At 59.2% G+C, this 13,449-nt stretch carries 7 protein-coding genes; 3 read left to right on the forward strand and 4 right to left on the reverse strand.

Going from position 1 to position 13,449, the window contains the following annotated elements:
• Window positions 1-50: 50 nt before the first annotated feature.
• The 3 genes from KGQ91_RS11570 to KGQ91_RS11580 form a co-directional block, all read right to left on the reverse strand.
• Complete coding sequence (locus KGQ91_RS11570; RefSeq protein ID WP_224421039.1) at window positions 51-4,556, reverse strand: O-linked N-acetylglucosamine transferase family protein; 4,506 nt, start codon at window positions 4,554-4,556, stop codon at window positions 51-53.
• A 155-nt stretch (window positions 4,557-4,711) separates the two neighbouring features.
• A complete protein-coding gene (locus KGQ91_RS11575; protein WP_224421040.1) occupies window positions 4,712-5,602 on the reverse strand; it encodes a flagellin N-terminal helical domain-containing protein in 891 nt (296 codons plus the stop codon).
• 157 nt (window positions 5,603-5,759) lie between these two features.
• Entirely contained in the window at window positions 5,760-7,361 is a 1,602-nt protein-coding gene (locus KGQ91_RS11580) for a PilZ domain-containing protein (RefSeq protein WP_224421041.1), read from the reverse strand.
• Between the two features lie 56 nt (window positions 7,362-7,417).
• Here KGQ91_RS11580 and KGQ91_RS11585 point away from each other — a divergent pair, with 56 nt between their 5' ends.
• The 3 genes from KGQ91_RS11585 to KGQ91_RS11595 all read left to right on the forward strand — a co-directional run bounded on the left by KGQ91_RS11585 (window position 7,418) and on the right by KGQ91_RS11595 (window position 12,363).
• Entirely contained in the window at window positions 7,418-8,836 is a 1,419-nt protein-coding gene (locus KGQ91_RS11585) for an IS1380 family transposase (RefSeq protein ID WP_224414883.1), read from the forward strand.
• A gap of 623 nt (window positions 8,837-9,459) precedes the next feature.
• Window positions 9,460-9,738, forward strand: a complete 279-nt coding sequence (locus KGQ91_RS11590) for a DUF2835 domain-containing protein (protein ID WP_224415035.1) — start codon at window positions 9,460-9,462, stop codon at window positions 9,736-9,738.
• A gap of 57 nt (window positions 9,739-9,795) precedes the next feature.
• Window positions 9,796-12,363: a bifunctional diguanylate cyclase/phosphodiesterase gene (locus KGQ91_RS11595; RefSeq protein WP_224421042.1), complete on the forward strand. Its 2,568-nt coding sequence runs from the start codon at window positions 9,796-9,798 to the stop codon at window positions 12,361-12,363.
• 27 nt (window positions 12,364-12,390) lie between these two features.
• Here KGQ91_RS11595 and KGQ91_RS11600 read toward each other — a convergent pair whose 3' ends face one another.
• On the reverse strand, window positions 12,391-13,446 hold the full coding sequence (locus tag KGQ91_RS11600; RefSeq protein ID WP_224421043.1) for an asparaginase: 1,056 nt from the start codon (window positions 13,444-13,446) through the stop codon (window positions 12,391-12,393).
• Window positions 13,447-13,449: the final 3 nt, after the last annotated feature.

A 13,449-nucleotide genomic window follows, 5' to 3' on the forward strand; every position in this document is an offset into this window, starting at 1 on the left:
AGTGGTCGTAAGTATTGGCTAGGGGTTCTCTAGCCAATACGGATGATAGATTATTGCGAGATGTTTTTGATTTTCTTGAAAAAGTCTGTAAGATTTTTATCTACAATTTCAATTTCTTCTTGTGTTAGTTTCTCTTTCCCATTCCCTATTGATGTACTAAAAACTGGCCTTGTGACATTTGCATGATGCTCTCTCATAGAGACATCCCCCAGCATGTCAGGCTTTATTATCTCTTTTTGTGGCCTCTTAGGGATGCCGAATACTTTTCCAATAAAATCTATAAGTTCCTCAGGACGACTGACTAAATTTTCATAGGAAATGGTGATTTTATTGTGCCTCCCGGTTTTAACGCAAAGTTCATGCCATGCATTATAAGACGCGATCCATCTTTGGATTGCTTGCTCGGCACTTCCATAAATTCCTGATTTCAAATAAGAGCTGGTTACGTCAAATGGGTCTCTTTCCATGAAAATAAATTTTGCATTTGGGAAGACGTCTTGAATTGTTTTTAAGTACAAAGTGTTTAGTGGGGTTTTGTCGCCGGACCATTTGGATGTTATTCCATTCTTTTTCCCTAACCATCTGTAGAGAGAAGCTGTAAAATAGCTTATGTTTTGTAAAGGCGGAGGCCATTTTTCGGCTTCGCTTGAAAACTCAAAAAGGTTTTTTACTCCAAAGCTTTCAAAGTCTTCGCTTTTTTTGAGAAAGTTTAGAAGGTGGCGTGTTTTTTCAGGCCAAGGTGAGCTTTTGTGGGCATCAAGCCACTTTATTTGTGACGGTAAAACATATGTTTCAGGTGGGATGTAGATATCATAATTTTCTATTAGTAGGCGACGCATAAGCGTGTTTCCAGACCGGCCGCACCCTACAATAAATAAAAAATTGCCACCCCCCTTTTCGGTGACTACAGGAGGCGTTGCATGTTGGGAACAGGTTTTTCCCCAAGGAGCGCCGTAATAGTCTATGGTGTTTTTAATTTTTTCGTCATTATGGCCATGTAGAATATTTTTCTTCCATAACGCAGATGTGTCATTTTCTGGCCATTCAATAAGTTGAAAGTTGTGTTGCGAGCGTTTTGCTTTAGCCCCATTAATTGATGCCATCCAGTATAGCCAAATATCATCTGCGTCGTTGCAAAGTTCCATGAAAATATTTGAGTCGGTAACGTCTTCATGGAAAACTTGTGGAGGGTATAGGACGCCTCCACAACCTGTAGGAACGATTAAACCATCAGCAGGCTCTTCAGGTCCGACTTGCCACTTCCAGTCCCGATAGGGAATAGGGTTACCTTTATTGTCGAGACGAATCTTATGTGCCCTGTGTGCGATGACGGCTTTGTAATCACCGCCCCAACTATCAATCAATCCCTTAAGCCAATCAGGGTCGTAATAAATATCGTCGTCTGCAGTGACAATGAAGCTATCGGGATACTCTCGTAGCGTGGGGATAATCTTCTTGTAAGAGCGAATGTCCTCGCAGAATTGGATGCTCAGTCCATGCTTTTCAAGCTCCCACACTTTTTCAGGGATATCTTTCTCCTCTTCATGAGCAATCCACAATACCAGAACGTCAGGTGCGACACTCTGAAGTAGAAGGCTGCGCAAAGTGAGGTGAAGGTTGCTGAATCGCTTCTTGTAAGAAGTGAGTGAGACAACCAGCCTACCAGGCAAGTTGTGAGCTTCAGGGCTGTTGTTTAGTGAAGAGTTTTCAATGTAACTTATAATTTCGTGAATATTTTTTAAAGACCTGATGTCAGTCAGTTGTTTCGAAATTGCTTTTTTATGCGGCGTTAGCCCTTTTGTCTTCAGGTATTTATTTGCTTTTTCTGGGTCTATTTCTTGGAGGAGCGAGTGTGAGATATCCTGAATGTTGTAAATGGTGTCCAGAAGAAAGGATAGTTTTTCCTTTTGGTCATCGCTTGTCTTTTTCAGTCGCGTATAGTTAGGTATAAGAATCGCATCTGCACTTTGCAGTTCAGTCGCCTGGCGCTTTTCCTCCGGAATGCTTTCCGGAAAACAGCTGCGATAATGCTCATCGTTGAAGCGGTAGAAGCGGAAGCCGTGACGGGCCATCCAGTGCTGTAAGCTGCCGAAGCTGAGCTGGTTTTCGTGCGTTGCCTGGAAAGCGACTTTAGCCTGTACTAGAAGTGCATCCTGTAAGGCTTTGCTGCCATGCTCCAGAATCGTCGCACCATCATTGACAGCATCGAGTATGAGCCAGTCAATTGAGGGCAGCCCTTCGATCTGATCCAAGGAGATTGTCTCGATAGCGTGCTCTTCAAGCTGCTGCGGATGTTGAGCACCTCCGATTTCTGCTTCCTGACTCTCGATCAAGGGCTTCAATGAACCGTCAAGGCTTGAGTCATTGCAACGATAAAGTGAAGAAGGCTGGCCGTTTCCAAGGGTTACGCCGGGGTAATAATGGACATTGGTGTGACTCTTGAGAGAATTGTCGGCAGCCGTAGATGTTGGGTCAAAGCAGATGAGCTCCAGGTAGTCATCATCCAGCATCTCACGAACGGCGCTGTTTCCCAGCAGTTGTCCGCCGTTGTCGATTGCAATGATTTTACCTTCAAAATCCCACTCGAACTCATCGCTGGTATTTGAAGATAACTGAATTTTTACCGGCGTGCTTTCGCCATCAAACCAGGCCTGACCACGTTTGTTGAAGGTAAGAGCAGCGGGGGACTTGCCTTCGCAATGACGTTGCCAGATGGCTCTTAAAGCTTTATGAAAATGGCGTGCAAAGCGGGGCGCATCACAGACAGGCGAGTTGATGAGCACCTGCCGAAGTGAAGCGCGAATAACCGCCAGGCTGGGCAGGTCGGAAGCGAGCTCAATAACACGCTGCCGATATTCCTCCCAGTTGTTGACGACCAGTTCGGGCATGCCGGCATTGGTCAGATGTGTCGCAGAATGCCGTCCGGCAAATGTCGGGCCGGGTAACGTCACAACTGGTACGCCCATCAGTAAGGCTTCACAGGTGGTCAGGCCGCCGGAGTAGGGCCAAGGGTCCAGAGCGATATCGACACGTTGATAGCTCTCGAGAAGTGCCTGGTGGCGTGACGGGCCTTCCAGGAGGATACGATTACGATCGATTCCCTGGTCTTCCAGTGTCTTGAAGACTCGCTCCTGAACCGCGTCACTTTCGTAAGCGGCACTTTTCAACAGCAAGCGGCTTTCAGGCAGTTCATTTAGCAACTGCGCCCACTCAACAAGCACAGTGTCGTTGATTTTTGCCGCGTTGTTGAAGCAGCCTAGCGTTATGTAGTCGTTGTTAATCGCCGGTAGCGCGGTGATTGCTGGCGCATAATGGGGAGGATGGTAGCAGATATAGTCATCAGGGAGCCGGATGATTTTTTCGGAGTAAAGGTGTTCTGATCCCTCCGGCGTTTCAATATTGTCGCTGATGAAGTAGTCAAACTCCGGCATTGCCATACTGCTGATCTGTGCGCCTACCCATTTGGCAATGAGCGGTGCCGGTTTTTTCTTGATGGTGCCAAGCCGGCTGCCACTACCATGACCGGCAAGATCCAGAAGGATGTCGATTTCATCGTCGTTGATCAACGATGCCAGCTCATCATCATTCAAGTGATAGACAGGAGTCCACTTTCTGACCCCGTTTCTTATTTTTTCGGCGATAAAGTCGTTATCCTCACCGTTGCTGTAAGCATAGACATCTACATCCGGTGGCAAGTTTTCGAGGACATCGCATATCATCCAGCCGACGGGATGGATTTTGAAGCCTGAAGACATGATGCCAATTTTTAGTTTCTTGTCGAATTCCTGGCTAGCTCTGATTGTTTCCGGTTTTTTTTCGGCATCGAATCTCTTCGACCATTCCTCCGCTTTATGGAGTATGTCTTCGGCAGAAAATGCTGGTGAATAGTGCATCGTCAGAAGCTCATTGGAAAAAGCGGTCTTGAACTTCGGAGATATTTCCTGTGCTTTTTTGTAATGGGTTATAGATTGATCGAAATCGGTCAAGTCTTTGTAGTAGTTTCCCAGATTGTTGTTTGTTGCTGGGTTTTCTGGATTTTTTGTATAAAGCTCAAGGAGATCTTTTTCGCTTTCCTTGAAGTTCATGGATAAATAATTGATGTTGGATCTGAGGGAAAGAACTTCCGAGATATCGTGATTGTTTTTTTCCGCTTTTTCTAGGTGGTTGAGTGCTTTTTTTGCATCATTTTTAGTATAATAAATTTTAGCCATATTGTAATTAGATTGAGCGTTTTCAGGATCAATCTCAAGACTTTTGTTTTGTTGTTGGATGGCCAGGTCGATGTTTCCCAGCATGAAGTTGCAATAGGAAAGCGGTGTCAAGGCCAGGCTGTCCTGTTCATCCAGGTCGCACGCGGTTTCAAGGGCCGCCTTGGCTTGGTCAAACTCTCCAATCAGCAGCAGGCAGTTACCCAGGCTCTTCCACGAGAAAGCATCATTAGGATACTGCATTGTGAGAGTCCAGGCCTGCTGTAGCGCCTCGGTAATTCGGGAGTTGGCGTACAGTGTTAAAAAAGACTTTTGTGCCTGATCGGGAACTTGCGTAATGTGTTTCATGAATGCGGGCCCTGAAAATGGCGATAATGATGCGCAAGGGTAGCATTGCTATGCTCATTGCAAAGGCAGCGAAAAGAGGGAAAGTCGCCCCTTTTTCGAACGAAAAAGGCCGACGATGTCGTCGGCCTTGGCAGGAAAAACTAGCGGGGTAAAGCTTAACGCAGGAGAGACAGCACGTTCTGGGGCGTCTGGTTGGCCTGGGTCAGCACGGAAGTACCCGCCTGCTGCAGGATGTTCGCCCGCGTCATGTTGGAAGCCTCCTTGGCGTAGTCGGCGTCCTCGATACGCGAGCGAGCGGCTGACAGGTTGACAGACGTGGTTTCGATGTTCTGGATTGCCGATTCGAAACGGTTCTGTACGGCACCCAAGCCGCTGCGCTGATTATCCACGGCGCTGATCTTCTTATCCAGATCAGCCAGTGCTGTGCTGGAAAGCACGTCAAAGCCTTTAGCGTCTACAGAGCGGGACGCACCGCTAGACCAGCTGCCCAATTTAGCGGCGCTTCCAGCTGCGACAAAGTTACCGCCTGAGGTTGAGTAGGCATTCCAGCCACTGGCTTTGTCGATATTGATATCGATCTGCTCGCCATCGTTGGCGCCGACCTGGATGGAGAAGGTGCCGGCAGCACTTTGCGAGAACAGCGCGGTACCGTTGAAGGAAGTCTGATCGGTGACGCGGTTGATCTCCTCCAGACGCTGGTTGACTTCCTTCTGGATGGAGTCGACGTCCGCTGCGGAGTTGGTGCCGTTTTGCGCCTGAACGGTCAGTTCGCGAATGCGCTGCAGGTTGTCGTTGATCTGGTCCAGTGAGCCTTCGGCGGTCTGGGATAGCGAAATGCCGTCGTTGGCGTTGCGGCTGGACTGGTTGAGGCCGGTGATCTGGCTGGACATGCGGTTGGCGATGGCCTGGCCGGCGGCGTCGTCCTTGGCGCTGTTGATGCGCAGGCCGGAGGAGAGACGCTCCATGGCGGTCTGCAGCTGATTCTGGGAGCGGTTCAGGTTCTGCTGGCCGATGAGGGCGGTGATGTTGGTATTAATGACTGCCATTTTGGTGTTCCTTCCTTTTCTACCTTCGACAAGGTCTTGAGGCTCCAGCGGCGCGCCGGGAATCCGGCCTGGTCACCGCAACGGCGCCGTTGGCCGTTACCCCAGTTATCGACCGCTTGCCGGGAAGCTTTAGGGCGGTGGAAGAATTTTTTGCCCCTCAGCGGGCGATGGCGTGCTCCGCGGGGTTGACGATGCCTTCGAGCTTGCCGATCTGGTCGAAGTCGGCGCTGGAGATGATCACGTCCATCGAGGTATCGGGGAAGCGCAGGTTCTTGACGATGTGCACCTGGCTGGGCATGCCCTTGAGGTCCACGTCGACGATCCAGGCCAGAAAGCCGTTGGAGTACCTGGCCAGCTTGCCGATGGGGTAGAGCCCGTAGGTCTGGATGTATTCCACCAGCATGGTGCGCTCGAAGCCGTGGGCGCGTTCGTTGACCCAGCGGTAGGCGTCGATGGGCGGCTTGGGCGGCATCTCGTTGCGCGCGTGGGTGAGCTTGTCGATGGCCTTGGCGACGGCCATGTAGCGGGCGATGTCCGAGAGCTGCTCGGCGGTCTTGCCGGCCGGGTAGCCGCTGCCGTCGAGGCGCTCGTTGCTGTTCTCGATGACGTCGCGACAGGTACTGCCGGGCTGCCAGCCCACGGCCTCGAGCTTGTCCAGCAGCGCCGTGACGTGGCCCTGCAGCAGGGTCTTCTGGGCGGGCGTCATGTAGATCTTCAGCGAGGGCAGTTCGCGGCACAGCAGCAGCGACTTGCCCATCACATGCAGCAGGGCGCCGACCATGCCCTCGCGGGCCTTGCCGACCAGCGGCGGGGTGGTGAGCATGTAGTCGGCCAGGTGGACGGCGGTCTCGATGGAATGGCGTACCCAGTCCGGGGCGCTGTTCAGGTACGAGAGCGCATAGAGCAGCTGCCTGCGGTCCTTGGTCAGCAGGTAGATCAGGGTGTCGGCGCAGTCATAGACCATGTCCTGGGGGAAGCGGTTGCGGTTCTTCAGGAACATCAACGACAGCTGCAGGCGCTTCGAGACCTCGCGCACGCCCTGCACCATGGGCGGCAGGCGTTCCGCCTTGATGCGCTCGCGCCGGGCCTTGTGGATGGCCTGGCGTGCCTTCTCGCCGGCGATGAACAGCGGCGAGGTGGCGAACTCCATGGGTCTCAGGCCGGTGCGGCGGGCGGCTTCGCGCTCGCATTCGTTGACGACGTGGGTCAGATCCTTCTGGACCTCCGGGGCGACGTCGATGAACTGCACGCCCACCGCGGCCTGCAGGGAGCCGCCGAGCGGGCGGATATGCCGGATGCGGGCGCGGGTGGCGAAGCCCTGGCCGTTGGGGAATTCGACGTGGAGCTCGGGCAGTTCCTGACCGACGGCCAGGGTGGTGCAGTCCTCGATGGGGATCTCCAGCAGGCAGCCGCCGATGGAGAGGTTCTTCAGCAGGCCGGAAAGGGAAAGCTCCTCCTCGTAGACCACTACGGTGGCGTGGGCGCGCATGCCGAGCACGAAGGGGATGCGGATGCTGCCGCGCTCTTCCTTGACGAAGACCGACTCCGGCAGCTGGCAGCGAATCAGGTAGCTGTCGCCGGTTTTCTTGAGCACGGCTGCCTGGACCTTTTCCAGGCTGAGGATCTCGGCGTCCTTGTCGTCCTCGTGGATCTCGATGTCGAAGCTGACCTTGCTGTTCCAGATATACTTGTCGAGCCGGTCCGAGTCGATGGTGGCGCGCAGCAACAGCTGGCCGTTCGAGACGTCAACCCGGCTCATTCATGAGACCGACCTGAAAACGAAGATGGCGAGTGGTTTTCTCTTGTAGAATCAGGATGTTCCTGGCAGAACACGATTCAAGAGGACCACTCGCCATGGGTGAAACCCTAACGACCTGGTCGCCCTCGTGCAACGGCTCTGTCCGTGTCGAGCTCGATGGCCAGCGCACCACCAGCGACAGCGGCGCTCTGTTGCTGCGTGAAGCCCTCGACAACAGCGGCGTGATCGAGGCGCTGGAAGACAATCTGGTCGATCGGCGCCACCCGCTGCGTATCCGCCATTCGCTGGCCAGCCAGCTGCGCACCTTGGTGCTGCAGCGCGCGATGGGATGGATCGACCTCAGCGATACCGACACACTGCGCCGTGACCCGCTCTGGCAGTTGGCCTGCAGCGATGCTCGCGGCATGACGCCTTTGGCGCAGGAGCGGCCGTCTCAAGCCACATTGTCACGGCTGCTGACCTGCCTCGGGCGTAACGACAACATTGATGCCGTGCACGAAGGCCTGCTGCGACTGGTGGTCTGGCGTCTGACCTCACTGAAGAATGGTGAACGGCCCGAACAGTTGACCCTGGATATCGATGGCCTGCCGATCGAGGTTCATGGCTATCAGGGTGGCTCGGCGTTTCATGGTCTTTACGGTGCACGGATCTACTCGCCGCTGGTCGCCTCGTTGGCCGAGACCGGCGACATGGTGGGCGGCCTGTTGCGCGAGGGCAACGCCGGCCCGGCCGAGAATGCCGATACCTGGATTCCACACCTGGTACGCCGGCTCAACGAGAGCCTCGGGGCCAGAGTTCGGGTGCGCATCGATGCGGGCTTCACCGACAACGACACGCTGGAAGCCCTGGAAGATCGCGGCATCGAGTATCTGGGCCGACTGCGCAGTCACTCGGGGCTTCAGAAGCTGGCGGCGCCGTACCTGAAGCGGCCGCGAGGCCGGCCACCCGAACAGCCTCGGGAGTGGTGCCACGACCTGGAGTACCAAGCCGGTTCCTGGCCGGCGCCACGGCGCGTGGTGCTGGTGGTGCAGGAACGCCCCGATGATCTGCTGCTGCATGCTTTCTTCCTGGTCACCAACCTCGGCAAGTTCGCCTGGCCGCCTGAGAAGGTCCTGGCGCTCTACCGCAAGCGCGGCAGTGCCGAGGCCCACATGGGCGAGGTGAAGTCCGCGCTCGACGTACACCTCTCATCGACGGATCGGGGCGCTTCCACCGTCCAGGACGTGATGGCCCGCAACGAGGTGAGCCTGCTGCTGAATCTCTACGCCTACCAGGTCCTGCATGGGCTGCGGCGCTTACTGGAGAGTCGGACACACCAAGGGTGGAGCCTGAGCCGGATGCGCGAGCAGGTGCTCAAGGTCGCCGCCACACTATCGCTGCACGCCAGGCGCATCACCGTTCACCTTGGTGACGCTGCCGACAAATGGTGGCCTACCTTGCTGAAGGGGCTGCCGAGACTGACCGTGCTGAGCTGACGCCCCAGCGAGACCACTTCAGCACCTGGAATCGAGCGACCGCAGCAGCGGCCGGCGGTCACGGCTGCTTTGACGGCGGCGATTGATTCTATGCTGTTATATAAAGCGGGAAGAGAAACAGCCTTCAGGCATAAATCAGTGGGCTCTGACGCCGGAGATACCGATCATGATGAGAGCTGCCTCTGGCCAGCAGCTTCAGACCGCCCGATCAGAGCCCTCGTGAATGAGGCGGGGTCAATGTTCTGTATCTCGGCGGTAACGGACTGTGGCTCGTACTTGGAGACAAGATAGGTGCCATGCTCCTTGCCGAGGATCGATTCTATGGCATAGGCCAGGCTGTTATGTTCCGACAGTGATGACATGTTCCCGCTCCCCCACGTTCATGTCCTTATATAACAAGTAATATCCGGCCGACTGGATGAGTCAATGCGGCGTTCGTGTTCGACGCGAATTCGCAAGAAAGTCTGGCGAATGCGGGCCGGTTCTGGAGAAATTCAACGAATGCCGTGCGTATGGGCCGACTTGTTGCGCTGCTCGGGCTGGCCGTTGAATGAAAACGGCTCTTTTTCGGGTATTATCCATGGTCATCGGGGAGTTCGACAGTATTTTCGCAAGTCGACCTCTTGAAACTGTCAATCCTGAATTCAATCAAGATCGTGCAGAGGCGGGAAGCCGATTTGCCCAGTGTCGATATTGTTCTCGAGCTCAGCGCGCAGGCGTGCCTGGCCCACTACCGGGGCGCGGTGCAGGTGGTGCATGCCCGCAGCGTGGACGGGCGGCGCGTGGCGTTCCCCGCGCGGGCGTTGCGCCACATTGTCACGCCGGATGGCGTGCACGGCCGATATCGGCTGTTCTACACGCCGGAAGGTCGATTCCAGTCGTTGGTGGCCTTGCCGGGCTGATACCCTTGACTGGCCCATGGGGCTCCCGGCAGGAAACCACGGCAGCGAGGCAGGACGATGACCACAGCGCTCCAGTGGCTGGAAGCTCAGCAGAACATTCACGAGATGATCGCCCGCCAGGCGCCGCTGACGGAGACCCTGGCCGCCGTGGCGGACTGGGCGGGGCGGATGCTGCCCGAGGCGCTGGTGTCGATCATGCGCTACGACGCCACGTCGCGCACCCTGAGCCTGGTACCCGGGAGCGCGTTCTCGGCCGAGTACGTCGCCGCGCTGCAGGATGCCGAGATCGGCCCCGAGGCAGGCAGTTGCGGCAGTGCGGCGTTTCACCGCCGGCTCACGGTCACCGAGGACATCCACCAGGATGCCAAGTGGACGGCGTATCGGGCGCTGGCCGAGCGGGAAGGGCTGCGGGCCTGCTGGTCGATGCCCGTGCTGTCCGGCGAGGACGAGCTGCTGGGCACCTTCGGCGTCTACCATCGCCGGCCGGCCGCGCCCTCCGAGCGGGACTGCCAGCGCATGCAGCAGGCGGCGTCGCTGGTTGCATTGGCCGTGATCCGCGACCGTGACGCGCGCTCGCGCCGTTCGCTGGAGGCGCGCTATCGGGCGCTCTATGACCAGCATCCGGACGGCGTCTACGAGTTCGACACCCGGGGCTACTTCCAGCGCTGCAACCCCGCGCTGGAACGGATCCTCGGCTACCCCGAGGCGGCATTGCTGGGCCGGCACTTTCGGGAGTTCGTGCTCGAGGCGTCCCGGGAGCTGACCCGGGAGCGCTTCGGCCGGGCGCTGGCCGGCGAGGTGCAGCACTACGAGCTGGTCGCGAGGCGGGCGGACGGCACGACCTGCGATGTGGAGGTCACCAACTTCCCGATCATGGTGGACGGCGAGACGGTCGGTGTCTTCGGCATCTGCCGCGACATTTCGGCACGCAAGGCGCGCGACGAGCGCCTGCGCCTGCTGCAGCGGGGCATCGAGGACTCGCCCAACGGCGTGGTGATGGCCGATGCCGCCCGGCCGGACCTGCCGCTGATCTATGTGAACAAGGCCTTCACGGCGATGACCGGTTACCCTCCCGAAGAGCTGCTGGGCCGGAACTGCCGCCTGCTGCAGGGCAGCGGCACCGATCCGGCGGCGGTGGCCCGGGTCCGCCAGGCTCTCGAGGCGAATCGTGACATCCAGGTGGTGCTGCGCAACTACCGGCGCGACGGCACGCCGTTCTGGAATCAGCTCTCTCTCGCCCCGGTGCTGGATGAACAGGGGGAGTGCACGCACTTCATCGGCATGCAGCAGGATGTCACCCGCCAGCGTGAGCAGGAGGCACGCCTGACGTTCCAGGCCCGACACGACACCCTGACCGAACTGCCCAACCGGGCCTCCCTCGAGGCGCGGCTGGATCACGACCATCGCCAGAGCCGGCGGCGCGGCGCGCTGCTGGTGCTGATGATCATCGACCTCGACGACTTCAAGTCGGTCAACGACGGGCTGGGCTACGAGGCGGGCAATCAGCTGCTGGTGGCGGTGGCGCACCGCCTGCGGGCGTTCCCGGGGGCGGGCGATACCCTGGCGCGCCTGGCCGCCGACGAGTTCGCCTTGCTGATGCCGGGCTTGGCCAACGAGGCCGCGGCGATCGCCCTGGCCGAGCGGATGCTGGAGGCGCTGACGCCGGCCTTCACGGTGGCCGGGCAGCGCCTGCACGTCAGCGCCAGCATCGGCCTCGCCGGCAACCAGCAGCCGCTGGAGCACCCGCGTGACCTGCTGCTGCATGCCAACCTGGCCACGCAGCAGGCCAAGGGGCAGGGGCGCAATACCTGGCAGTGGTATGCCGGCGGCGCGGACGAGGCGGTCAGCGAGCGGGTGCGGCTGCGGCGCGACATTCAGGAGGCGATCGAGCGCGACCAGTTCGAGCTGCACTATCAGCCGATCGTCGAGGCGGCGAGCGGGCGGCTGCGCAGCGTCGAGGCGCTGGTGCGCTGGCGCCATCCCGAGCGGGGCATGATCTCGCCGGGGGTGTTCATTCCCCTGGCCGAGCAGACCGGGCAGATCATCGCGCTGGGCCGCTGGGTGCTGCGCCGGGCCTGCCGGGACATGGCCGCGCTGAATGCCGAACGGGCGAGCGCACTGCCGGTGGCAGTGAACATCTCGCCGCTGCAGTTTCGCCGCCAGGGGTTCCTGGTGGAGGTGGAGCAGGCGCTGGCGGACAGCGGCCTGCCGGCCGCACAGCTGGAGCTGGAGGTGACCGAGGGCGTGCTGATGTCCGGCGCCGAGTCGGCCATCGCCCTGTTGAGCGAGCTGCGTGCGCGGGGTATCCGGATGGCGATCGATGACTTCGGTACCGGCTTCTCCAGCCTGAGCTACCTGCGCGACCTGCCGATCACCAAGGTCAAGCTCGATCGCGCCTTCATCCAGGACATTACCACCAAGAGCGACAACGCCGCCATCGTCCAGGGGGTGATCACCATGGCGCATCACCTGGGGCTGAGCATCGTGGCCGAAGGCGTGGAAACCCCCGCACAGCGCCGCGACCTGATGCGCCGGGGTTGCGACCTGCTGCAGGGCTTCCTGTTCGCCCGGCCCATGCCGCTGGCAGAGTTGCGCGCCCTGCCGGCGTGCCTGCCCGTGGCGTGACGACCGCGGCGTGATGGCTGGGGCGGCTCAACGCTCGCCGACCAGCGGGGTTACAAAGCGCCGCCGCCGCTCGGCCACGTCGAGTGGCTGGGCGGTGAGGTGAACCAGCTTGGTCAGCGCCGCTTCGGGAGTCATGTCGGCACCGCTGAGCACGCCGGCGTCGCGCAGCCCCTGGCCGGCGGCGTAGGCGCCGATCGATACCGGTCCCTGGGGGCACTGGCTGATGGCGGCGAGCAGCTTGCCCTCGCCGCTGGCACCGGCCAGCGCCTCGAGCAGGGCCGGGTCTTCCGGGCAGTTGCCGCTGCCCCACACTTCCAGCAGTGCGCCCTGTACCGTGTCGTCCTCCAGCCAGCGCGCGACCAGTGCGGCGCTGATGCCCGGCCACAGCACCAGACGGACCACGGGCGCGGCGCCCAGGGCGGCGTAGTCGGGCAGTTCGAAGCGGGGCAGGCCGCGCTGCTGGGCGTCCAGGCCGCGCCCGGGATAGAGCACGGGGTGGCCGTCGACCACCTCGCCGAGCAGCGGGTAGTTGGGGCTGGCGAAGCCGTCGGCGGCGCGGGTGTCCCACTTGCGGGTGCGCACGCCGCGTCGCAGGGCGCCGCCGAAGGCGACGGCGACCTCCTGCAGTTGCGGCAGGGCGGCGAAGCGCAGGGCGCTTTCCAGGTTGTCCAGGGCGTCGCTGCCCTCGGCCTCCAGCGGGCGCTGTGAGCCGGTGACCACCACCGGGCGGTCGATGCCCTGCAGCTGGTAGGCCAGGCTCGCGGCGCTCCAGGCCAGGGTGTCGGTGCCGTGGATGACGATGAACCCGGCGTAGTGGCAGCCATCCAGCGAGCCGTCATAGGCGGCGGCCAGCGTGCCGGCCAGCGTCTGCCAGTCCGCCGGCGTGGCGGCGCTGGAGTCGATGGGGCGCGGCGTGGCGTGAACCCCGAACTCGGGCAGCGAGGCACGGCGTTCCGGCGCCAGGGTGGCCAGGGCGGCATGGATGCGCCGCTCGATGTCGCCGCCGGGGACCAGCCCGCGCTCGCTCTCGCGCATGCCGAAGGTGCCGCCGGTGTAGAGGATCAGCAGGGGGGCGTCGTTCATCGA

It is taken from the genome of Modicisalibacter tunisiensis, assembly GCF_020148005.1.
GTDB lineage: Bacteria > Pseudomonadota > Gammaproteobacteria > Pseudomonadales > Halomonadaceae > Modicisalibacter > Modicisalibacter tunisiensis.